Genomic DNA, 23364 nt, shown 5'->3' with positions numbered 1-23364 from the left:
TCGCCAGATGTACAACCACAAGACCAACTTGCTCCGGACGCTCGTGTTTCTTTTGCTGTTGCCGATCCTGTCGGTGGCACAGGCACAGGATGAAACCTGGAGGCTGAACCTCAAAGACGCGGATATCCGGGCATTTGTGACCCAGGTAGCCGATATTACGGGTTACAGCTTTGTGGTAGACCCTCGGGTCAAAGGCAAGGTTACGGTGCTGTCCAGTGCGCCCATGAACAAAGATGAAATTTACGATCTGTTCCTGGCGGTATTGAACGTACACGGCTTTACCGCCATTCCCGGCGAAGAAGTCATCAAGGTGATACAGCAGGTCGACGCCAAACAGTCAGCTGAGGTGCTTGATCGCTTTGAAGTCATCCCTTCTGAGCAGCTGATCACCCGGGTGATTCAGATCGACAACGCCAACGCGCTTGAGCTGGTGCCCATTCTGCGACCGCTGGTAGCCAAGTATGGCCATCTGGCGGGTGTGGCTGCCGCCAACGCGCTGATCGTCAGTGATCATTCGTCCAACATTCAGCGCATCGAGCAGATTGTGCGGGAGCTGGACAGTCCCTCCAAATACGAAGTGGAAGTGATTCAGCTTAAAGAAGCCTGGGTCGGCGACATGGTGACCTTGCTGCAGGAGCTGGCACCGGATGAATTGCGCCGTGCTGGTGGCGACACCTCCACCCGTAAGTACAGCCTGACTGCAGATGAGCGCAGCAACCGGTTGATCCTGCGTGGCGATGAAACCTTCCGGGACAAAATGCGCGGGCTCATCCGGCAACTGGACCAGCCCTCGGCGACCGGCGGCACCACCAAGGTGTTGCGCCTGAAACACGCCGATGCCAAAAGCCTGACCGAAATTCTCAAGGGCGTGATGGGCGAAGTCGTTCGGGAATCCAGCGGTGGCGGTGGCTCAGCGGCTGGTGGTGCGTCAACGGGCCGGGCCGGCAACTTTACGGTGTTTGCTGATGAGGGGCTGAACGCACTGGTGGTGAGAGGCGAGCCGTCCCTGATGCAGGAAGCCGAGCAGATTGTCGCAGCGCTGGATATTCGCCGGGCGCAGGTCATGATTGAAGCGGCCATTGTTGAGATCAGCGATGAGCTGGGTGACCAGCTTGGTGTGCAGCTGGCCGCTGGTGATGAGTCTGCAGGCTCGTTCCCGGTGATGGGCACCAACCTGACCAGTGGCGAGAGTATGTTGGGGCTCAACTCGGTGATTGGTGCGTTGGTGGGCGATACCCTGCCTCAGCTTGGTGGTGGCATCACCCTGGGCGCCGGTGAACGTAACCGCAGCGGCCTGACCTGGGGTGTGTTGATTCAGGCGCTATCTTCGTCTGCGGCAGCCAACCTGCTGTCAACGCCCAGCATCATCACTCTGGATAACCAGGAGTCCGAGATTATTGTCGGCCAGAACGTGCCGTTTCGGACCGGTCAGTCTGCAGTCACCGGAGATGGCCTGAGCAATCCGTTTACCACCATCGAGCGTCGTGATGTCGGTCTGTCCCTGAAAGTGACGCCGACCATCAGTGCCGATGGCCTGGTTCGTCTGGTGGTCGAGCAGACCACTGAGGACATCTCGACCACCACGGTGGCGGGTGCGTCCGATCTGATCACCAACAAGCGTGAGATCAAGACCACGGTGCTGGCCGACGACGGTGAAACCGTAGTGCTGGGCGGCCTGATCAAAGACGATTTCCAGGTCAACAAGAGCAAGGTTCCCCTGTTGGGCGATATTCCCTTTCTGGGCCGCCTGTTCTCCTCTGAGTCCGAGACCCGGGTAAAGCGTAACCTGCTGGTGTTCCTGCGCCCGACCATCATGCTCGACAAAGGCGACAGCATCGCCGCGACCACCGAGAAGTTCAATCAGTTGTGGGATGTGAATCTGGAAGTGCGCCAGAAGCTGGGTCTGCCCGCACCGACGGATCAGCCGTCGGTGGAAATGCTGTTTCAGGGGCGCAGGGAGTAAGGCGGCATCGGGCAGTCCAGCTGGTCGGTTACCAGCCGCATCAGTTCATACTCCCGTACATCCACGCGGCCATCGTGGGTGACGCAGTAACCGCAGGCATCAATAACCGCGGGTTTCAGGAGCGGAGACAGTCGGTTCAGCACTTCCAGAGTCTCTCGTAACTCCCGCATAGAAACCTTCTCTGCCCGGCGTTCCTCGCTGCCGGTAGCAAACCCGGCCATGGCGCCGCGGTACAGCGTGTCGGCTTCCTCAGGCGACCCTGTGCCCGCGCGGGCAAATAGACTGAGCAAACGCCGTATGGCGGGCAACACCTGGCGATAATTGCGGTACTTGACGGGCACCACGCGTTCCGCGTCGGCGCTCAGGTGCCGGTCCAGAAAGGTGGTTAGCGCCAGTTCAAAAAGGCTGATCCGGTTATCCGCAGTCACCAACGTCTGAATATTCACCAGCAAAGCGTCCCGTTCGTCCGGGTCCAGTTTTCGCAGCGCCGGCATGGCCAACTCCAGTATCGGAAATCTTGCCGCCTCGCCGAGTTTGGCCAGGGCCGGCAGCATCTTGTCCAGCAGATCCTGCTGGGCGCCCAGCAACGGGTGGCCGGCTATCATCTGCAGCCGTTCTTTCTGGATCGTCTGGGACAGGTCGTAGATCAGCAAGCCGTAACACAGTTGAATGGCGCCGGCCCGGGTGTACAGCAGGCTGCGAAAAGTTGCGGGTAGCTGATTGAGCAGATCGATGGCAAAGGCTTCGCTTTGTGGGTTGACCGTGCCCACCCGGGTTGACAGCTTTGTTGGTTGGGGTGGTGTGTCGGCAACCAGAGACGAACGTACAGGGGAGGAGCTGCCCCTGCCAATGCCTCTGGCGGGTTCTACGAACTGGTTGGCCAGGTCGCCCAGGCTGGTTCGGCCAGTTGCCTGTGTCGAGCTGCGCTGGCGCAGATTCTGCCCGGGTTCGGTGTCTCTGAGCCGGCTGCGAAGGCGGGCCAGCATACCCGGTTGAATGGCGTTGATGCGCTGATCGACCGGTGGGTGTGAGGCCAGCAGCGAGGAAAACTTCATGCGTGCCGACTCGCCAAAACACATGTGGTTCATATCGCTGGCGTGGCTGGTGGTGTCCAGGTAGCCCCCTTTCATGCCGATCTTGAACAAGGCGCCGCCAATACCTTCGGGGTTGCGTGTGAACTGAACAGATGAGGCGTCTGCCAGCATTTCCCGCTGCCGGGACACTGCAGCCTGAATCAGTCGACCAAAAAACACCCCGACATAACCGATGATCAGCAGGGCCAGACCAATCAGCCCCATCGCAGCCTGGGCCCGGCCATCCCGGTTGCGGCTGCGGCCGCCACTGTAGAAGCCGACCCTGATCATGAAGTGACCGATCTGGCCGAGCATCAGAATACCGGCGAGCAGGGCAATCAGTCTGATGTTGATGCGCATGTCGCCGTTCAGAATATGGCTGAATTCATGGGCGACAACACCCTGAAGTTCGTCTCGGGTCAGGTGGGTGAGTGCACCATGGGTGACCACCATGACCGCCTCACCAGGGGTGTAACCGGCCACAAAGGCATTTATGCTGGTTTCGCTGTCCATCACATACAGCACCGGCACCGGGACGCCACTGGCGATGGCCATTTCTTCAACGATGTTGCGCAGTTTGCGCTCTTCGGCGTCGGTGGTGTCTGGCTCGATCAGCCGCGCGCCGACCATCTTGGCGACGCGGCTGCCACCGCCGGCCAGATCAGCCCAGCGTACCAGCGAACCTACACCGATCAGTAACACCACGGTGATTGCCGTGGTGAAACCGTGACTGGACACCAGCCAGTGATGAAAGGGCAGGGCGGAGCTTTGACTGCGGGTGACCAGGTAGCCCACCAGGCACACGGCCAGGGTGATCAGGGTCACAGCGGTCAGGAAAAGTAAGACTAACAGACCGGTATTGCGTCGGGCATGGGCCTGGCGCTGAAAGAAACCGGGGTTTGCCATGGTTCAGGCCTCAGAAGCTGACTTTCGGGGCCTGACGAGCTTCCGGTGTTTCCAGTTGCAGCTGCGCGGTTTCTTTGAACGCAAACAATCCGGCCACGAGGTTGTTGGGGAATTTCTCGCGAAAGATGTTGTAGCTCATCACGCCGTCGTTATAGGCCTGGCGTGCAAACGCGACGCGATTTTCGGTGCTGGACAGCTCTTCCATCAGTTGCTGGATGGTTTCATTAGCCTTCAGCTCAGGATAATTTTCCGAGACCGCGTAGAAGTTGGCCAGGGCTTTGGTGAGAAGATTCTCGGCGCTGCCAAGACGCTGGATTTTGGTGCCGTCGCCGGGGTCTTTGGCGGCATCTTTCTGGGCGCTGACCGCGTTGTTACGGGCGTCCATGACCTGGGTGAGCGTGGACTTCTCGTGTTCGAGATAGCCCTTGGCCGCTTCGACCAGGTTTGGGATCAAGTCGTGACGGCGCTGCAGCTGCACATCAATCTGGGCAAAGCCGTTTCTGAACTGATTACGCAGCGATACCAGGTTGTTGTAGATAACTACCAGGTAAATAATGACAACGGCAACTACGATTAGGCCGATGACAGTGGTTCCCATGACAATTCCTCAGAGCTGAAGGTTCAAGCGTCATTTTCCACGATTCGGGCATGGAAAGTCTGTACAAAAATCTCAAAATCTCTAGGTAGCAACGGTTTGCTGAAAAAGTAGCCCTGCGCCAGTTTGCAGCCCCGCTGGCTGAGATAGTATTCCTGCTCGGCGGTTTCGACGCCCTCGGCCACCACGGTCAGATTCAGGCTCTTGCCCAGATCGATAATGGTATTGGCGATGCGGGTATCTTCTTCGTTGACCAACAGGTCACGGATGAACTGTTTATCGATCTTCAGGTGCTGAACCGGCATCTTTTTAAGGTAAGTCAGTGATGAGTAGCCGGTACCAAAATCATCCACGGCAATGCTGATGCCGGCCCTGTGTAGCCGGTGCAGTTTGGCGACGGCATCGGTAAGGTTGGTCATAAAGCTGGTTTCAGTCACTTCCAGCTCAAGGCGGCCGGCAGGTATGTTATGGCGCTTAAGGGTGTCCAGGATATCGTCGACAATGGACTCCTGACGAAGCTGAACCGCTGACAGGTTCACGGCAATCCGTAACGGTGAGCCTTCTCCGGCCCATCGCGCGGCCTGCCAACAGGCCTGATCCAGAACCCACTGGCCAATCTCGACAATGGCGCCGTTGCCTTCCGCCACCGGGATGAAATCGTCCGGCGGAATCAGGCCATGTTCGGGATGGTTCCAGCGCAACAATGCTTCGGCACCAATGACGCGCTTGGTCTCGAGGTTGATCTGGGGCTGGTAAACCAGATAGAACTCATGGTTGATCAGAGCGTTGCCCAGGTCACGTTCCATCTGCTTTCTTTCGCGGATTTCCTGATCGATGCTGGCCACGTAGAACTGGAAATGGTTGTGCCCGTTCTGCTTGGCCAGAACCATGGTTTGTTCCGCGCTTTGCAGCAGGCGGTCTGCCTGGTCGGCATCGGAAGGGTACAGTGCAATGCCGAGGGTGGCCGTCATGGAAATCCGGTGGTTACCGGCATTTAACGGTGTGGCAAAACTGGTGAGCAGCTTCTCTGCCGTTTCTGCCGCCTGGAAGCCATCACGAAGTCGCTTTTCGAGAATGACGAACTGGTCGCTACCCAGCCGGGCAATGCTGAACCGCTCGGTTGGCAGGTGCGCGGTAAGCCGGCTAGCCACGGTTTGCAGGATGGTATCACCGGTACGGAAGCCGCATTGTTCGTTGACTGATTTGAAATCGTCAATGCCGCACACCATCAAGGCCAACGTGCTGTGATGGTCTCGGGCACCGACGATTTCGGCCTGCAGGTCTTCCATAAAGGCATCCCGGCTAGGCAGGCCGGTCAAGGTATCGTAGCGGGCGAGTCGGCTGACGCGATCTTCGGCTTCCCGGTGTTTTTTCTGGCTTTCGCCAATCGACACTAACAGGTTATTGGTGGCGTTCACCCAAAGACCGAGTTCATCAGCGCGGTGGCCATCAGGAACGGCGATCAAACGGTCATCGGGTCGGTCGGGATCAACTTTCCGAACAGACTGAACAATGCGCAACAGCGGGCGGGTCATCAGCAAATAGAATACAACAAACAGAACAACGCCGAGTATCAGTGCCAGGGCAATGCCGGAGCCAAAGGTGACCAGCGCGCGACTGAGCCAGCTTTCGGCAATCGGAGCGGTGTCGTAATGCACTTCCAGATAGCCGTAAATGGTGCCAGGGTTAGTACTCCGGTTAAGGCTTTGACGGTATTCCCGGATGCTGCCAAAAATGGGGTCGGTGATCGGGCGAAACTCTTTGTCTTGAAGCGGCCGCAGACGGCTGCCGAGTTGATCTCCGTCTGGATGAGTTATTCGAGCCAGATGAATGGGTTCGAGCGCGAATAAACCATCGACGACCTGTTGGGCCAAGGTGTCGTCGATACTGAATACCGCCTGTGTGGCCGCATCACGAACCATCGCCATGGTCTGGGAGGCCTGACGTTCCAGCTCGGTGGATACCCGGTTTGCATCAAGCACAACCTGAACCGTGCTGACCAGTATGCCAGTCAATAAGGCGACAAGCAGTACCCATCGCAGTATTCGGTATCCAAGTTGGTTTTCAACTTCGAAGGCTTTTCGCATTTCGGTGTCTGGCGGCTCGTTTGTCCGAATTGTTTTTTGGGGTAGCCTCAATGCTTCCCTCGTATATGCCAAGATACTTCAGGTTATCCGCAACTATAGGGAGTATGGCTGATTTTTTCAGAGAATCATGGCGCGGCATGTTTCGATTTGTAGTGGTTTCGTCGCTTTCAGATACACAAACGCCCACCAGGTTTCCCAGGCGGGCGTTTGCTCGGGTGGCGACGACTGTCACCACCAGATACTGGACTGTAATCAGGCCAGGTTTTTGTTTACGAAATCCCAGTTGACCAGATTCCAGAACGCTTCCAGATAGTTCGGACGGCTGTTCCGGTAATCGATGTAGTAGGCATGTTCCCATACGTCGACGGTCAGTACTGGCTCGTCAGCGCCAGTCAGAGGAGTTTCTGCATTGCTGGTGTTGGCGATGGCAACGCTGCCGTCGGCCTTTTTCACCAGCCAGGTCCAGCCTGAGCCAAAGTTGTTGGCGGCTTTATCGTTGAATTCTTTTTTGAACTCTTCAAACGAGCCGAACGCTTTGTCGATGGCTTCTTTGGCTGCGCCAGTGGGCTCGCCGCCACCGTTCGGGCTCAGACAGTGCCAGTAGAAAGTGTGGTTCCACACCTGAGCGGCGTTGTTAAACAGCGGGCCGCTGGCACTCTTGATGATATCTTCCAGAGACTTGTTGGCGTTGTCGGTGCCATCAACCAGGCCGTTCAGCTTGGTGACGTAAGTCTGGTGGTGTTTGCCGTAATGGAACTCCAGGGTTTCCTGGGAAATGTGGGGTTCCAGTGCGTTCTTTTCATAAGGCAGTGCGGGAAGTTCAAATGCCATGAGGTCGTTCTCCCTGTCTCTCGATTTATATGAATGTACGTAACAGCAATATAGGGGCGATTTGAGCTAAATCAACCCTCTGTTGTGAGAGTACTTTTAAACTCGGGACTGCCGGGCAGGAATTGCACGCAGTTCCGGACTCGCCACACCAGTTCTTCGTAGCTGTCTGCCAGAATGTTTACATGCCCCAGTTTTCGCCCAGGGCGTTCGCTTTTGTTGTAAAGATGAACATGGGTGTAGGGCAATTCCAGTACCCGTTCAATATCGCCATGCTCGCCAATGATGTTGATCATGCAGCTGAGCCCGCGCGCCTGAACGTTGCCCAGAGCATGGCCGCTGACCGCTCGAATGTGATTTTCGAACTGGCTGGTCATAGCGCCTTCGATAGTCCAGTGGCCCGAGTTGTGCACCCGCGGTGCCATTTCGTTGGCGATCAGGCCTTCGGCGGTTTCAAACAGCTCAAGGGTCAGTACGCCGACGTAGTTCAATTCGTTCAGTAGCGATTTGATGTATTTTTCGGCGTCTTGCTGAACGTGAGGCTCCAGCCCGGGTGCCGGCGCGATGGAGTAGCGCAGGATACCCTCATGGTGGGTGTTTTCCGCCATTGGGTAGAAAGCAACGTCGCCGTCTTCTGCGCGCACGGCGATAATGGAGACTTCGCGCCGGAAGTTGACGAATTTTTCGACGATGACCCGTGGGTGGCCGATGCTGGCCCAAGCGGTTTCTGCCTCTTCCGGCGTTTTGAGGACTGCCTGGCCTTTGCCGTCGTAGCCTTCGGTGATGGATTTAGCGACAACCGGGCAGCCCAGCGCTTCAGCGGCGGCTTTCAGAGTGTCGGCGCTGTCTGCGACTTGCCATTCGGGTGTGGGGATGCCGAGGCGTCCGAACAGGGTTTTTTCGGCTTCCCGGTTTTGGCAGACTTCCAGTGCGCGAGGGCAGGGGTGGACGGTGGTGTGTTCGGCCAGTTTTTCGGCGATGGTTACGGGCAGGTGTTCGAATTCGTAAGTTACGCGGTCCACACGAGACAGGAAGTCGTCGAGATATTGGCCGTCGCGGTCGATGATCACTTCACCGAGGCCGGCGCTGGGGCTGCCGGACATGTCGTAGAAGACGAAGTCTTTCGCCAGCGGGTATCCGGCGAGGGCGAGCATACGGCCGAGTTGGCCTGCGCCTAGTACACCAATTCTCATATGATTTCTCCTGCCACTGTTTCGGCTCTGACATTGGTGGTGTGAGCAGTTCGGGGAAGGCTTTCCAAAACACGCTCAAGCCCATCCATGGGGTGCTTGGGCTCCGCCATCCATGGCTCCGCACAGTTTTGGAAAGCCTTCCCCGAACTGCTCATCCAGCCTTGGGAGTTGGCTTCACTGATCTCTGGGATCAGGGTTATCCAGAATTGTTTGTGTCTGTGTTGCCCTGAACTCATCAACGGCCTTGCGGACGTTGTCATCAAACGTGCCAATAATCTGTGCCGCCAACAGGCCGGCGTTGGTTGCGCCGGCTTTGCCGATAGCCAGAGTGCCGACGGCGATGCCGCCTGGCATCTGGACGATGGACAGCAGTGAGTCCAGGCCGTTCAGGGCTTTGGATTGAACAGGAACGCCCAGTACCGGCAGTGAGGTCTGGGAGGCCACCATGCCCGGCAGGTGTGCGGCGCCGCCGGCGCCTGCGATGACGACTTTCAGGCCGCGGTCGGCGGCGGTTTTGGCGTAGTCGAAGAGCAGGTCGGGTGTGCGGTGGGCGGAGACGACCTGGGTTTCGTAGGGTACGCCGAGTTTGTCGAGCATGTCGGCAGCATGTTCCATGGTGGGCCAGTCGGATTTCGAGCCCATGATCAGTCCTACAAGCGGCTGCATATGCAACTGTCCTGAGATAATTGGAAAGCCGGGCATTGTATGTTTTGCCCACTGGCCATGCAACACAGAGCATAGTGCGGTTTGGCCAATCTTTATAAGCCTTCATTTTAACCAGTCGTCAAGTGCGGGTATTATCGCAGGTAACGTTTTTACCATCCCTGTGCAGGAGCTGTAATGGAACCCATCCGTCCGGACGACGACGAGCTGAGAGCTGACCCACCCATTGGTGGTGTGGAGCGTAAAAAGCCCGAAGGGCACAAAAAAGCGTCACCGGTAAAAGATGACGCACCATCGAAACCACCAAAACCACCCAAAACGCCCAAGCCACCGAGGGGGGCAGGTGGTCATAGCGGTGGTGGTTCTGCGTTGGTTTGGCTGCTGTTTCTGGTCGTGGCCGCAGGTGCGGGTGCTGGCTGGTACCTTCAGGAAAAGCGGATTCAGGTTTTGGAGGGGCAGCTGGAGGAGGCTGATTACGGGGCACGGCAAAGCAAGCTGGCGCTGGCGCGATTTGAAGGGGAGTTGTCGGAGACCGGCGAGTCGTTGCAGGAGCGGGGGGCTTCGCTGGAGGAGAGGATTGCAGGCAATGATAAGCGGCTGGATGAGGCGGACAGTGAGATTCGCAAGTTGTGGGTGATTGCCAACGAGCGTAACAAGAAGCGTCTTGATGAACATCAGCAGCTGCTGTCCGGCTTGGATGGACAGCTCGCGGAAACGGTTAAATCGGTGTCTGATCTGAACACGACGATTGAGCAGGCACGTTCATCGCTGGCGGCGGATGTGGCTCAGCTCAAGCAGCAACTCGAAGGGTCTGTGGCGGCTCTGGAGCGGGCGAATCAGGAGGCGAACGCTCAGTTGACAAGTGTCAGCCAGCAGGTTGGCGATGTCGATCAGGTGGTTGAGAGCCAGATCCGGCGCTTTGAGCGGGAGCAGCAACTGACGATCAGTGGGCTGGAGAGTCAGATTTCTGCATTGCAGCGCGATCTGAGTGCGATGGCCGGCGGCGGGGATGTGCAGGCCTTGCGTACCCAGCTGACCGACCTGAAGAGAACGGTGGATTCCGTGGATTCGTCCCGGTCGCAGCTCACCTCCCGGCTTATCCGGTTGTCTGAGGAGGTGAATCAGCTGCGCTCTGAGGTCTCCGCCCGGTAGGGTACGGCATTGACTGCGGGGCTGAATGTAACGGTTTGTATTCAGCCCTTGCGGTAGCTCTCATTTCTGCGAGTGGGCAGTTGTTATCATCAGCCCACTCGATAGGGATGAAGAGCATACAACAATGAAAATCCGAGTGCCTTTCTTGAAGAACGCTATCGCCCTGATCTGTGTGATGGCGTTATCTGGCTGCACCATTTACCAATCGATTGGCAAGAGTGTGGGGTCGTTCCTGCATCCGGTGTCAGGCCATGACTTTGTGCACATTGATTCTGGTAGCTGGGATCAGCGCAATGCGATTCTGTATTTTTACCGTACCCATTCGCAGTGGGCGGCAGATGAAATCGAAGCACCCAGCGTGTACATCGACGATAAGCATTACTTCAATATCCGCAATAACAGTTTCACCTGGCTGGAGGTGAAGCCGGGTGAACGCCATATCGCGATGCGCCGGCCGCTGCTGGGGCTTGAGGGTCTTAACTCGTTCAGTCTCAGCCTGATTGTGGACGCCACTCTGAGCGTCGAGCCCGGCAAAATTTACTATCTCCGTTACAACGAACTGATCGAACCGGAGCGCCGCCATCCGGATCTGGATCCGGATCACCCGCTGGCTTCCGGTGATTTACAGCTGGTGGCCCGGGGTTACGCCATGCAGGCAGACCAGATCGTTTCAACCTTGTTTCTGAACAGTGACCTGTTGGCGCCAAATCATGCGGCAACCTCGATTGTGGAAATTAATGAAGATATGGATTATGAGAACCGCAAGGCGGAGTTGGCGGAAGAGCGTGAGTTGGAGCTCGAAAGGCTCAAGCAGCAAGGCCAATATGAGTCAGCCTCGTGGTTCTGGCCTTTCGGTGGCGGCCCCACGGTGCCGCTTGAGAGTGATCAGGAACTGGAGGTTCTGGAGCGGGATTACGCCGAGCTGGAGTTGGAGCGAGAGCGGCGCCGTGAGGCGGAATCTGGCGGTGGGTGGTGGATTTTCTGAGGCAGGGTTGACTACACTGGAAGTGACGGACTGCAGTGAGATAAAAACAATGTCGATTAAAGATGATTTAGTGCTTCGGTTAGAGAAGATTGCGGGCAGGCTGACGCCTTACCTTGAGGAGTCCTGGCAGGACGTCAGGTCACGTCTGGATAATATCAATCGATCGCTGGCTGATCAGTCCATACCGGGTGAACGCAAGGCTCACGTTAGTGAGCTGGCCTTGCGCAGTAAGGGTAAGCAAGCTGGCCAGAAACGCGGCGTGGTGCGGGCTTTCCCCGGAAACAAAAAAACGGGCTCAAGCTCCTGATTTTGATTAATAAATGTTCAGTTTTGAGTGTGTCAGAGAAAAATCAGAAAATTTCCGAAAAACATTTGACACTGTGGGCGAAATGCTTAGAATGCGCGTCTCACTTGGTTGATGCAGCAACGCTGAATCAGCAAGCGCCAGAGGCGCAACAAGTGGCTGCTTTGAGCTTGAAGAATAGTAAAGCGCGAAGTGGGTGGTTAGCTCAGCTGGGAGAGCATCGCCCTTACAAGGCGAGGGTCGCAGGTTCGATCCCTGCACCACCCACCATTTTTAAAGCAGTAGGCCAGAGAAGTTTTCTGGTTCGGGTTTAACGTAAGTTGAGCCAATGCGGAGCGGTAGTTCAGTTGGTTAGAATACCGGCCTGTCACGCCGGGGGTCGCGGGTTCGAGTCCCGTCCGCTCCGCCACTTTTTCTGGGTGGTTAGCTCAGCTGGGAGAGCATCGCCCTTACAAGGCGAGGGTCGCAGGTTCGATCCCTGCACCACCCACCAGATATGAAAAAAAGCAGATCCATCTGGATCTGCTTTTTTTTTGCCTGCCAGAAAGTGATCGACTTTTAAAGCTCCCCAAAAAAGACCGAGGACATCTGCCCCCGGCCTCCGCGTTTGCGCAACTGTGGCTACTTGCCGATCAGAGACTGACCGCAAACACGGACCACGTTGCCGTTTACGCCGGCAGACGCCGGGCTGCAATACCAGGCAATGGCTTCGGCCACATCCACCGGTTGTCCGCCTTGCGACAGGCTATTCATGCGCCGACCAGCCTCGCGAATGGTAAAGGGCATGGCTGCGGTCATCTGGGTTTCAATAAAACCCGGGGCTATAGCGTTGATGGTGACGCCGTTCTTCAGCTGTTTCGCCATGGCTTCGACATAGCCGATCACGCCACTCTTGGCGCAGGAGTAGTTGGTCTGGCCAAAATTGCCGGCAATACCGCTGATAGACGAAATGCACACGATACGGCCGTTGTTCCGCAGCAGCTCCCGGCTCATCAGCTCTTCGTCGATCAGCTCTTCCGCGGTCAGGTTGACCGCGATGGTCATGTCCCAGAAATGCTCTGGCATGTTGCCGAGCGTTTTGTCGCGAGTAATGCCGGCGTTGTGAATCACTAGATCCACACCGCTGGTTTCCTTCGCAATAAAATCTGCAATCAGTTTCGGTGCTTTCTCATCCGTGATATCGCAGGCGAGAGCCTTGCCTTTGATGGCATCGGTAACCTTGTGGAGTTCTTCCATGGCCGGCGGTATGTCCAGGCCGATGACGGTGGCGCCGTCCCGGGCCAGGGTTTCCGCGATCGAGGCGCCAATGCCACGGGATGCGCCGGTCACCAGTGCGACCTTGCCGGCCAGCGGTGCCACCGGGTTGCCCGCTTTGGCTTTGTCTGCTTTTCCGATGCGAACCACCTGACCAGACACATAAGCCGAGCGGGCCGACAGGAAGAAACGAACGCTGGAGTCCAGCTGGTTTTCCGCGTTCGGAGCTATCCAGATCAGGTTGGCGGTTGAGCCTTTCTTGCCGACTTCTTTACCCACGCTGCGAACAAAGCCCTCCAGAGCCTGTTGAGCGGCAGCCTGGGGAGCCTTCCGACAGGTATGTGGGTCCTGGCCGATCACCAGTACACGGCCGTTGGCGGCAAGCTTGCGGATGGTCGGATGGAAAAAGTCGTACAGAGCCCGCAAGTCCTGTGGGCCTTTCAGACCCGTCGCATCAAACACCAGGGCAGAAAACTTGCCGTTAACGTCGCTGGTCAGGTCCAGTGCTTTGGCCTTGTTGCCGGCCAGTGCAGAATCGGCCAGGGTGGTCTGGCCGCTGGCGTGCAGCATCGTTGCCGGGCTGGCACCGATGATGGCACCCACGGTGGCAACGGCTTTGGCGCCCGGGCCGGCGCCGATCAGAACATCGCCTTCAATAAAGGGCTGATCCACGCGCTTCAGGCGTTTCAGCGGAGCGGGGGAGGGTAGGCCCAAGGATTGCGCGGCGGTTTTGCCGACGGGCGTATTGACCAGTTTCAGGTAGATGTCAGACATGGTTTTTTCCTTGTGAGTGCAGTGGAGTAGGCAATAGCCTAAAGGTTAAAGACTTTGCCGGTTATTGGATTGACTCAACGCAGTCATGGCGTTGTCAGAGTTGCCAATGAGAGACTGGCGTTAAGCGCTAGACTTTGTGATAACGACAGCTAATCCACATAAGATAATCACCAAAGGGACAATCTGCTATGGCACAAGCATCTAAAGCTACCCGGTCTGGAACAAAAGCAGCGCCCGGCTCTGCTAAAACCGCCTCTGGCGTCCGCCGCGTCGCGGTCATTGGCGGCAACCGTACGCCATTTGCCCGCTCCAACACGGCCTACAGTAAGATCAGCAATCAGGAGCTATTGACGTCAACTCTGCGTGGTCTGGTTGATCGTTACAACCTGCAGGGTATGCGGCTGGGTGAAGTGGTTGCCGGGGCGGTCATCAAACATTCCCGGGACTTTAACCTGACCCGGGAATCCGTGCTCAGCTCCGGGCTGGCCCCGGAAACCCCCGCTTACGATATTCAGCAGGCCTGCGGTACTGGTCTGGAAGCGGCTATTCTGGTGGGCAACAAAATTGCGTTGGGCCAGATCGAGTGTGGCATTGCTGGCGGTACAGACACCACGTCGGATGCCCCGATTGGTGTTGGCGAAGGCCTGCGGCAAATCCTGCTGGACCTGAACCGTGCCAAAACCACTACCGAGCGTCTGAAAATCCTGGGCCGTTTCCGCCCTGGCCATCTGATGCCGGAAATTCCGGAAAATGGTGAGCCTCGCACCGGCATGTCGATGGGTGAGCACTGTCAGGTAACCGCCAAAGAGTGGAGCATTGCTCGTGAAGACCAGGATCGTCTGGCGTGGGACAGTCACCAGAAACTGGCGCAAGCATACGAGGACGGCTTTTTCGAGGACTTGATCACGCCGATGGCAGGCCTTGAGAAAGACAACATCCTGCGCCCGGACACCACCCTGGAAAAACTGGCCACCCTCAAACCGGCGTTTGACCGTGAAAACGGTACCATGACGGCCGCCAACAGTACCGCGTTGACCGACGGCGCCTCGTGCGTGCTGCTGGCCAGTGAAGACTGGGCCAAGGCTAATAATATGGAGGTCAAAGCCTGGCTGACGTTCTCCGAAGTGGCTGCCGTCGATTTTGTCGACAAGAAAGAAGGCCTGCTGATGGCGCCGGCCTACGCGGTACCGCGCATGCTGGAAAAGGCCGGTCTGACCCTGCAAGATTTCGATTTCTACGAAATTCACGAAGCCTTTGCGGCGCAGGTTTTGTCTACTCTGAAGGCGTGGGAAGACCCTGGCTTCTGCAAAGAACGCTTGGGGCTGGACAAGCCTCTGGGCAGTATCGACCGCGCCAAAATGAACGTGAAAGGCTCCAGCCTGGCCACCGGTCATCCGTTTGCCGCCACCGGCGGGCGTATTGTTGCGACATTGGCGAAACTGTTGGAAGAGAAGGGCGGCGGCCGTGGCCTGATTTCTATCTGCGCCGCCGGCGGGCAAGGGGTAGCGGCCATTCTGGAGCGGTAAGTTACAGGAAGTTCGTAATATCCTTTGACAGAATCAAATCCGCACCGTATTATGCGCACCTCGTTGATCGGGGTCACCCGGTAAACAACCAGTTTGATGCGGGGTGGAGCAGTCTGGTAGCTCGTCGGGCTCATAACCCGAAGGTCGTAGGTTCGAATCCTGCCCCCGCTACCAATATAAAGGCAGATCAGTTAGTTACTGGTCTGCCTTTTCTTTTTGTACTCGAAAAATACACGATTTGCCGATCTGAAAGTCGCCGATAGGTGTGCCCGCCTGATGGACGGCCCATTAGTCAACTAATCAGGAGCTTGTACATGTCCAGCCGGCTGACCGTTTTCCTCCGCCCGTTGCTTCAAATGGGGCTGATTCCCCAGATTACCATTGGCATTATTGCTGGCGTACTGCTGGCCTTGATCTCGCCACAGGCCGCCGGGTCTGTGTCACTGCTTGGCCAGTTGTTTATCACGGCTCTAACAGCGGTAGCGCCGATTCTTGTGTTTGTGCTGGTGGCGGCGGCCATTGCCATCTCGGTGATTACCCTGGCCGCAGCCAATACGCTGGGTATACCGGTAGACTTCCCTACCGCCCTGTTGCTGTGTGTGATTTCTGCTGTGGCGGCCTGCGGTGTTTCAGGGGTGGCCATGCAGGTGGTGGCGATCGGTTTCGTGATCAGTGTGGTGCAGGATTCCACCGAAACCGCGCTTAATTCCTCAACCGACGTACTGTTCACCGCAGCCGCATGTCATGCCGCAGAGGATCGCGCGGGATGACAGTGCAACAGTCCCGCAATCTGGTTTTTACAGGTATGCCAGGCAGTGGTAAAAGCACTATCGGGGTGCTGGTTGCCAAACGTCTTGGTATGGGGTTTATCGACACCGACCTGCTGATACAGGAGCGGTCGGGCCGCACACTTCAGGACATAGTTGATCACGACGGATACGTTGCGTTGCGCCAGGTAGAAGAACAGGTGCTGCTGGGGCTGAATGTTCAGAACCAGGTCATCAGCACCGGCGGAAGCGCGGTCTACAGCGATTCGGCGATGAACCACCTTAAGCAGAATGGTACTGTGGTGTTTCTTGATATCTCTCTGGATGTGGTGGTGCAACGCATTGGTGATTACAGCCTCAGGGGCATTTCCCGGCGGCCAAACCAGACCATGGAGGAGTTGTACGAGGAGCGTTTTGCGCTCTACACCCGCTATGCTGACCTGACCATAAAAGGGGAAGGGTTCAATCAGGATCAGTTGTGTGAGGCAATTATCCGGAAGCTCTGAGTGGTCCCGGGGCCCGAGCGCGCTCTGTGCCGCGGTGTCAAATTACGGAAGCGCCTCCCGCCACCGCTTCACCCGCACCTGATCTTTGACCGCATCGATCACCTCAAGGGTCAGGTTGATCAAGGCCTGAGTTTCCGCGTCATCTGCGACTTCCTCGCCGGGTTCTGGCAGGAACACGTTCACAATATCCTCGATAAACGCGTGGTTGGTGGAAGACGCCAGATCTTCCAGAATCTGATGGATCACGTTGGCGACAATGTCACCTACCGCATTTTCCAGGGTGTCCTGAATGGTGGGGCCTACCACCGGCAGATATTTCAGCCGCGACAGTTCAAGGTTCTGCTTCAGGGCATGGTCCACCCGATTCTCAAGATACGCCCGCAACGCGCCCCGATTCGGCACATACCCTTGCTGGGCCGCCTGTGCGACCCGTTCCGAGAGCCAGTCGGACAGCATGCCGCGTCTCGGATACAGGATGTCCTGCTGGATTTTTTCCAGCAACGGTGAGCCACGCTTCACCTCGTCCTGCAGGCCACTCAGGACCTTCAGCACGATACGGTCAGATAACTCCTCCATAAAGGCGTCATAGTAAAACATCACGAATCGGTACAAACGGGTACTGGTAAAGTCGATGATTTTGTACTGGTGCAAGCGGTAGATGATCGAAATGATCCGCAGAACACGCAGGAAGCGCAGGCTGCCAACGGGAATGCAGCCCACCAGGTCGTACCAGTGAATGAACGGATAGAAATACCAGCGGTCATAGACGTTGGCTTTGACGGAATAGCCCCACCGCAAAAAGAACTCGGTGAGGAAGATCGATACGAAAACAAGGTCGTAGAAAATGAAGTTTTCATGCACCGGTCGGTAGACCGAGTTCACGGCGGGCAGGTGCTGTTCCAGCAGATTCTGGATCGCCACGAAGTTGTAGATCGAGTCCCAGATGATGAAGGCGAGGTTGATGATCAGGAGGCCCAGCATCATAAAATCGATGAGCAGCCAGATCATTTGATGGCTGGACCTGAGGTTTTCGCGGTTAATCCTGAGCATCCGGGCTACCTGTCAATGGGTCGGGGAATACCATAAGTCTCTGACAGGTTAGCCTATTTTTGTTCAGAGAACGACTGTCAGGACAACTGGAGGTCAAGGATGATTCAACGGATTGCCTCGTCAGCCGTAGAACGCCATACGGGCTATCGGTAAACTCTTAATTCTGTCTCAAGGATCCATTACTCAACCCGGTAGGAAATCAATACATCACATGCTGTTACCCGGAAACCACATTATAAAAAGCTTGAAGTGTATCGGGTTTGTGGCGCTTGTATACGCCTCTGGCAGTTACGGCAGTCAGGTACGGGTGAACGTTGAAGGTGACCACAGTGAACTTCAGCAGAATGCCCGAATCTTTGTGGGTGAGGTAGAGGGACGAACTGCCGACGGCTTGCGGCGGTACGCGTCGACGGCGATTGCTCAAGTGGAGCGGGCCATTCGGGCGCTAGGCTATTACAATCCCGTGATCAGCTGGGAGGTGGACGAGTCTGCCGAGGGGCTGGCAGAGTTGATCCTGACTGTTGAGCCGGGAGAGCCTGTGACCGTCCGTTCCCGGAATGTCCGGATTGAGGGCGCGGGGGGTGATGACCCGGAATTTGTGGACAAGATACCCGCGCAACCGACCGAGGGAGACGTGCTTCATCATGGTTTCTATAACTCCCTGAGACAGGCCATTCAGAACAGGGCCAGTCTTCTGGGTTATTTCGATGGTGAGTTTTTAACTCGCAGGCTGGAAGTCGACCCGTCTGAAAACCTGGCGGACATTACCTTGCACTACCGAACCGGTGAGCGTTATCGGCTGGGTTCTGTCACCTTTCTGGAAGGTCATGAATTTGAACAGGATTTGCTCGACCGATTCGTGACCTTTGAGCCTGGCATTCCTTTTCACGCCGATGAAGTGGCCAAACTGAACAGCGATCTCTCCAACAGTGGGTATTTTACGGGCGTTGACATCGATGCCTCACCCAACCGTGCGGAGGATGGCGTGATTCCGGTCGATATCGGTCTGACACCCCGACCACCGCGTTCCATTGGCGCCGGTGTGGGTTTCTCGACAGACGTTGGCCCAAGGCTTCGGGGTAATTGGCGTGAGCACTACACCAACCCCATGGGGCACCGGCGTGGCGCTGACGCTGAGCTTTCAGAGCTTCGCCAGAATATCAGCGGTTGGTACGAATTGCCTCTGGACCCGCCCATGACGGATTCGTTGCGGCTCGGGATGGGTTACCAGCGGGAGAACATCGAGGACGTCGACTCTGAACGGTTGACCCTGGGACAGCAGTGGCGGCATCAACTGGATACTGGCTGGATGCAGGTGCTGTCGATTCGATGGGAGGGGGAGCGTTTCCGTATTGGCGAGGACGAGCGCAGCAATTCCAGTTTGTTGTTGCCAGGGCTCAGTTATTCGAAGCTACAGGCCAACTCGCCCCTGGACCCGTCCCGGGGTTACCGTCTTCAGTTGGACCTGACGGGTGCCCATCGGGCCATCATCTCAGACGCGGATATTCTCCATATCAATGTTCTGGCTCGAGGTCTGTACACCCTGGCAGACAACCACCGTTTTCTGACTCGTTTCAATTTTGGCGGCGTGGCTACCAACAACTTTTCCGATGTGCCGCCATCCCTGAGATTCTTTTCCGGTGGTGATCAAAGCGTCAGGGGTTACGGTTATGAAACCTTATCTCCGCGTGACGATAACAATGTCGCGATCGGTGGTCGTTATCAGTTGGTGGCCGGCATCGAGTACCAGTACGAGTTTGTCAGAAACTGGCGTATAGCCGCCTTTGTCGACGAAGGTAATGCCGTTGATGACGTTTTTGACCGGCTTGCCACCGGCGTTGGCATGGGTATTCGCTGGGTGAGCCCGGTCGGGCCACTGAGGCTGGATATCGCCAAGGGGCTGGACGAAGAGTTTGGTGGCGGCTGGCGCATTCACTTTTCTATGGGGCCTGAGCTGTGACCGATCAATCCCACGAGTCCCCCGAGAACACTCAAGACGTGCCGCAGCGGCATAAAAAGCCACTGCGCAGACGGTGGTGGTTCTGGCTTCTGATCCTGCTGGCAGTTGTCCTGCTGCTGCCGCTGGTGCTCATCGGGCTGATTCTGGCGGCCTTGCACACCGAGACGGGCACCGCCTGGACCATTGACCAGGTTCCGGGTTTACAGACCGAGTCAGGCCAGGGTTCGTTACTCGGGCAGTGGCGCGCCGAGCGCCTGATCTGGCAGGGCTACGGTGTCGGCGTTGTGGTTGAGGCTCCGGAAGTGGATTGGTCGCCCACCTGCCTGTTCGAGAAAACCCTGTGCCTCGACACGCTCAAGGCCGATCGCATTGCGGTAACGATCCAGCCCTCGGATGGCGACGACGAGACGGGCAGCGATATCAGCCTGCCCCGGGTGAATCTGCCCATTGCGGTGGTAGTTGGTGATGTTGCCCTCGGACCGCTGACGGTTAATGGCAGCGCGATCTGGGATCGTTTTGAGCTGAGGTCTCGCGCCTCGGGATCAAGCCTGAATCTCGAGCATGTACTGTTTCAGCTGGACGACATTCGGGCAACCGCAACCGGCCGCACTGATATGCGTGGTGACTGGCCTCTTGATATCGATGTGGATATCTGGCTGCCACCGCCGTCCGGCGATGACTGGCACCTGACAGTCAATCTGGGCGGCAGCGCCAGGGATCTGCGGCTCAGAGGTAACAGCGATGGCTATCTGGATGCACAGATACAGGGTGAAGTGCAGCCACTAGACAGTCGGTTGCCGGCGACCATTCGGCTCGAATCCTCCCGTTTTCTGGCGCACCCGGTCTTGCCGGAAACCCTGACGTTGCAGGACTGGACTCTAAGCCTGGATGGCTCCCTGGCGAACGGGTTCCGGACAACGACCAGGGCGATGCTGCCGGGTACTCAAGGCGATATTGAGGCCTCCGTGCGTGGCTTAGTGACCACAGAACGGGTGACCGGCCTGGTGCTTTCCATGACCGGGCCGGAGCAGCAACCGAACACCACCCGAGGCACGCTGGAAGTGCAAGGGATGGCGTCTTGGGCGGATGGCCTGGCCGCAGATGTCAACCTGTCACTGGAGCGGTTCCCCTGGTATAGCCTGATGCCCGGGCTTGATTCGCCCCCGGTTTCGCTGGAGCGGTTGCAGGGGCAGGCAAGTTATCAGGATGAACGCTATCAGGCGGATTTGGAGGCCGCAGTGGCAGGTCCGTTGGGCGAGGCTGAGCTGAGTGCCCGGCTGGATGGAAACAGTCAGGCGGTCCGGATCACCCAGCTGGACATGACCACGGGCGCCGGATCGCTCTCCGGTGAGGCGGAGCTTGATTTTACCACTGAGTTGGCCTGGACAGCGGCTCTGGTGCTTGATCAGTTCAACCCCGGCTATTGGGCGCCGATGCTTGAGGCCAGTCTCAATGGCAGGGTAAACAGTGAAGGGCAGCTTCAGGCAGAGGGTTTGCCCCGAATGACGGCAGACTGGGATCTACGGGGCCAGTGGCAAGATCAGGATGCCCTTGCCCGCGGCGAGGTCACCAGTGATGGTAGCGACTGGGCAGTTGCTAACCTCGTGCTGGCCATCGGTGAAAATCGCGTGGAGGGTGAAGGCCGTTATGGCAGCGAGTTAGCGGGAGAGCTTTCGGTTCTGCTTCCGGATCCCGGTATTTTCGTGACCGGCCTGGCGGGCGAGCTGACCGCTGAACTGCAGTTTGGCGGCACGGTGCAGGATCCAACCGCAGACCTCACCCTGAACGGCCGGGGCCTGGCTTGGCAGGAGTTGTTGCAGATCGAAACGGTTGATCTGCAGGCCAACCTGGCCAGTGGGGGGGGTATTGATGCGGTGCTGGCGGTGCAGGACATCCGCGCTGCAGAGCAGCAGCTTGAGGCGGTCACTCTTCGGCTGGACGGGACACGTGATGACCACGAGCTGTCAGTAAGCGCGAATCACAGTGAAGCAACCGTGCTGATGGTGTTTGCTGGCCAGCTTGCTGACGGCTGGAACGCCTGGCAAGGCGCCTTGACGGAAGGGGCAATCGATGTGCCTGGGCCGGGCCAGACCTGGCGACTCGAGTCGCCCGCGAATCTTTCCTACAACGAAAACGGTGCCGTGAGCTTTGGCGCCCATTGCTGGCGCTGGCAGGACAGCTCAGTGTGTGCCGGTGATCAACAGCTGTGGCCAGACACCCGTGTCGCCTATCAGATGCGCCAGTTTCCAACGGCGGCGCTGGAGCCGCTGTTTCCTGAAACCTTCCGTTGGAATGCCTATCTGGATGCAGACGTCGACCTGTCGCTGACGGACTCGGGGCCGGATGGCCGGATCACGCTGGACGCCGGCAGCGGCACCTTTGAATTTTTGGTTATTGATGACTGGGAAAGCCTGGCCCACGAAAGTCTGACCCTCGATGCGCGCCTGAAACCCGACATCGCCGAGTTCTCGGTATCACTGCGGGGACCGGAACTGGGCACGTTTACCACGGAGCTTTCGGTGGATCCTGTGGCCGAAGATCGTACGGTACAGGGCAGCTTTAGTCTGCAGTCTCTGGATCTGGCGTTCGCTTCGGCGTTTGCGGGGCTTGAGGAGGTAAGCGGGCAGGTTAATGGCGAAGGAGTGTTGTCCGGGCCGTTGTTAAGGCCACAGGTCAACGGCGAGCTTGCTCTCACCGGCGGGCGTTTTTACGATCCGGGCTTGCCCTTGCCGATGAATGATGTGGTGTTGGTGCTCGAGTTCCTGGGTGAGTCTGCCGACATCAGTGGCCGCTGGAAAAGTAATGACCGCAGCAGTGGCAAGCTGTCCGGCAGGCTGAGTTGGCAGCAGGAGCCTGAGCTGGAACTGTCGATTACCGGCAACCGATTACCGGTGAACTTTGAGCCCTATGCTCGAGTAGAAATCGGCCCGGACCTGATCATAGCTTTCCGGGAGGGTGAGCTCTCCGTCTCTGGAAGGGTCGACGTGCCGAGAGGAAACATTGAAATTAAGGGCCTTCCGGAATCCGCCGTGTCGATTTCAGAGGATGAAGTCATCGTTGGTGTAGAAGTGGAAGAGCCGGTAATCCGGCGTATGTTAATGGACGTAACCGTCGTGGTCGGCGAAGACGAGGTGACTTTTGATGCCTTTGGCGTGACCGGTAACTTGCAGGGCACCTTGAGGATTGGTAATAACATGGATACCCGGGGTTCGTTGCAGCTGGTCAATGGCCAGTATCAGGCTTTTGGTCAGGAACTGGAGTTGCGCCGGGCACGAATTATATTTGTTGGTGTACTGACCGAACCATACCTGGATATTGAAGCTGTCCGCAGAGTAAATTCAGTGGTTGCCGGGATCCGGCTGAGCGGGCCGGCCAGTATGCCGGAAACCAAAGTGTTTTCAGAGCCTTCGATGCCCCAAGCAGACGCCCTGTCTTACGTGATTTTGGGGCGACCACCGCAGGGTAGGGGTGACGACGGTCAGATGAGTCAGGCGGCACTGTCGTTAGGGTTGACCCAAGCCAGCAAATTGACCCAGGGGATCGGTGACGAGCTGGGTATCCGGAACCTGACGCTGGAAGCTGAGGGCTCGGGTGATGGTGCGGCGGTGGTGGCCAGTGGCTATATTACCGACGAGTTGAGCCTGCGCTACGGCGTTGGGATTTTTGAGCCCATTACCACCGTTGCGCTGCGCTATGATCTTGGCCGTTACTTTTATCTGGAGGCTGCCAGTGGCCTGGCATCCTCACTCGATATCTTTTATACCCGGGATTTCTGAAG

The 23364-nt window shown here is 57.2% G+C and carries 16 protein-coding genes, 4 tRNA genes and 1 pseudogene; 13 read left to right on the top strand and 8 right to left on the bottom strand.

Annotated features, from left to right (window positions below; all coding sequences use genetic code 11):
* Positions 1-7 precede the first annotated feature (7 nt).
* Positions 8-1963 carry a type II secretion system secretin GspD gene (gene gspD, locus C7H08_RS17155; protein ID WP_106673429.1) on the top strand — a complete coding sequence of 652 codons (1956 nt, stop codon included), beginning with the start codon at positions 8-10 and terminating at the stop codon, positions 1961-1963.
* Here gspD and C7H08_RS17150 read toward each other — a convergent pair.
* The 6 genes from C7H08_RS17150 to purE all read right to left on the bottom strand — a co-directional run bounded on the left by C7H08_RS17150 (position 1945) and on the right by purE (position 9311).
* Positions 1945-3942 (bottom strand): M48 family metallopeptidase, encoded by a 1998-nt coding sequence (locus C7H08_RS17150; RefSeq protein ID WP_106673428.1) that lies wholly within the window; start codon positions 3940-3942, stop codon positions 1945-1947. The two genes, gspD and C7H08_RS17150, sit on opposite strands and share 19 nt — an antisense overlap.
* Before the next feature lie 10 nt (positions 3943-3952).
* On the bottom strand, positions 3953-4540 hold the full coding sequence (locus C7H08_RS17145; protein ID WP_106673427.1) for a LemA family protein: 588 nt from the start codon (positions 4538-4540) through the stop codon (positions 3953-3955).
* A 23-nt stretch (positions 4541-4563) separates the two neighbouring features.
* Entirely contained in the window at positions 4564-6624 is a 2061-nt protein-coding gene (locus C7H08_RS17140) for a putative bifunctional diguanylate cyclase/phosphodiesterase (RefSeq protein ID WP_106673426.1), read from the bottom strand.
* A gap of 252 nt (positions 6625-6876) precedes the next feature.
* Positions 6877-7455 (bottom strand): superoxide dismutase [Fe], encoded by a 579-nt coding sequence (gene sodB, locus C7H08_RS17135; protein WP_106673425.1) that lies wholly within the window; start codon positions 7453-7455, stop codon positions 6877-6879.
* A 71-nt stretch (positions 7456-7526) separates the two neighbouring features.
* Positions 7527-8645 carry a 5-(carboxyamino)imidazole ribonucleotide synthase gene (locus C7H08_RS17130; RefSeq protein WP_106673424.1) on the bottom strand — a complete coding sequence of 373 codons (1119 nt, stop codon included), beginning with the start codon at positions 8643-8645 and terminating at the stop codon, positions 7527-7529.
* A 174-nt stretch (positions 8646-8819) separates the two neighbouring features.
* Complete coding sequence (gene purE / locus C7H08_RS17125; RefSeq protein ID WP_106673423.1) at positions 8820-9311, bottom strand: 5-(carboxyamino)imidazole ribonucleotide mutase; 492 nt, start codon at positions 9309-9311, stop codon at positions 8820-8822.
* 174 nt (positions 9312-9485) lie between these two features.
* On the opposite strand from purE, the gene C7H08_RS17120 reads away from it, so the two are divergent.
* From C7H08_RS17120 to C7H08_RS17095, 6 genes are all read left to right on the top strand, one after another.
* Complete coding sequence (locus tag C7H08_RS17120) at positions 9486-10460, top strand: hypothetical protein (RefSeq protein WP_106673422.1); 975 nt, start codon at positions 9486-9488, stop codon at positions 10458-10460.
* 124 nt (positions 10461-10584) lie between these two features.
* Positions 10585-11445: a DUF2846 domain-containing protein gene (locus C7H08_RS17115; RefSeq protein ID WP_106673421.1), complete on the top strand. Its 861-nt coding sequence runs from the start codon at positions 10585-10587 to the stop codon at positions 11443-11445.
* A gap of 49 nt (positions 11446-11494) precedes the next feature.
* Complete coding sequence (locus C7H08_RS17110) at positions 11495-11752, top strand: hypothetical protein (protein WP_106673420.1); 258 nt, start codon at positions 11495-11497, stop codon at positions 11750-11752.
* Between the two features lie 191 nt (positions 11753-11943).
* Positions 11944-12019, top strand: a tRNA-Val gene (locus C7H08_RS17105).
* 62 nt (positions 12020-12081) lie between these two features.
* A tRNA-Asp gene (locus C7H08_RS17100) sits at positions 12082-12158 on the top strand.
* Positions 12159-12166: 8 nt separating this feature from the next.
* Positions 12167-12242, top strand: a tRNA-Val gene (locus C7H08_RS17095).
* 128 nt (positions 12243-12370) lie between these two features.
* Here the strand turns inward: C7H08_RS17095 and C7H08_RS17090 are convergent.
* Positions 12371-13777 (bottom strand): 3-oxoacyl-ACP reductase, encoded by a 1407-nt coding sequence (locus tag C7H08_RS17090; RefSeq protein WP_106673419.1) that lies wholly within the window; start codon positions 13775-13777, stop codon positions 12371-12373.
* A 188-nt stretch (positions 13778-13965) separates the two neighbouring features.
* Here C7H08_RS17090 and C7H08_RS17085 point away from each other — a divergent pair, with 188 nt between their 5' ends.
* The 4 genes and pseudogenes from C7H08_RS17085 to C7H08_RS17070 all read left to right on the top strand — a co-directional run bounded on the left by C7H08_RS17085 (position 13966) and on the right by C7H08_RS17070 (position 16576).
* Positions 13966-15303, top strand: coding sequence for an acetyl-CoA C-acetyltransferase (locus tag C7H08_RS17085; RefSeq protein WP_106673418.1), 1338 nt, complete (start codon positions 13966-13968; stop codon positions 15301-15303).
* 97 nt (positions 15304-15400) lie between these two features.
* A tRNA-Met gene (locus C7H08_RS17080) sits at positions 15401-15477 on the top strand.
* Positions 15478-15806: 329 nt separating this feature from the next.
* Positions 15807-16073 (top strand): annotated as a pseudogene (locus C7H08_RS18440) (serine/threonine transporter SstT); the annotation flags it as partial.
* The gene (locus C7H08_RS17070; RefSeq protein ID WP_106673416.1) at positions 16070-16576 is read left to right on the top strand and encodes a shikimate kinase; all 507 of its coding nucleotides are present in this window, start codon (positions 16070-16072) and stop codon (positions 16574-16576) included. The pseudogene C7H08_RS18440 and the gene C7H08_RS17070, both read left to right, overlap by 4 nt.
* A 42-nt stretch (positions 16577-16618) precedes the next feature.
* Here the strand turns inward: C7H08_RS17070 and C7H08_RS17065 are convergent, their stop codons facing one another.
* On the bottom strand, positions 16619-17626 hold the full coding sequence (locus C7H08_RS17065; protein WP_106673415.1) for a hypothetical protein: 1008 nt from the start codon (positions 17624-17626) through the stop codon (positions 16619-16621).
* A 262-nt stretch (positions 17627-17888) separates the two neighbouring features.
* Between C7H08_RS17065 and C7H08_RS17060 the strand changes: the two genes are divergently transcribed.
* Together C7H08_RS17060 and C7H08_RS17055 are read left to right on the top strand one after the other, a co-directional pair.
* Complete coding sequence (locus C7H08_RS17060) at positions 17889-19586, top strand: autotransporter assembly complex protein TamA (protein ID WP_227663324.1); 1698 nt, start codon at positions 17889-17891, stop codon at positions 19584-19586.
* Complete coding sequence (locus C7H08_RS17055) at positions 19583-23362, top strand: translocation/assembly module TamB domain-containing protein (protein WP_227663323.1); 3780 nt, start codon at positions 19583-19585, stop codon at positions 23360-23362. Before C7H08_RS17060 ends, C7H08_RS17055 begins: the two co-directional genes overlap by 4 nt.
* Positions 23363-23364 lie beyond the last annotated feature (2 nt).

Source organism: Marinobacter halophilus (assembly GCF_003007685.1).
Lineage (GTDB): Bacteria > Pseudomonadota > Gammaproteobacteria > Pseudomonadales > Oleiphilaceae > Marinobacter > Marinobacter halophilus.
The sequence above is the reverse complement of the archived record's forward strand: the minus strand, read 5'-3'. Positions and strand labels throughout refer to the sequence as shown.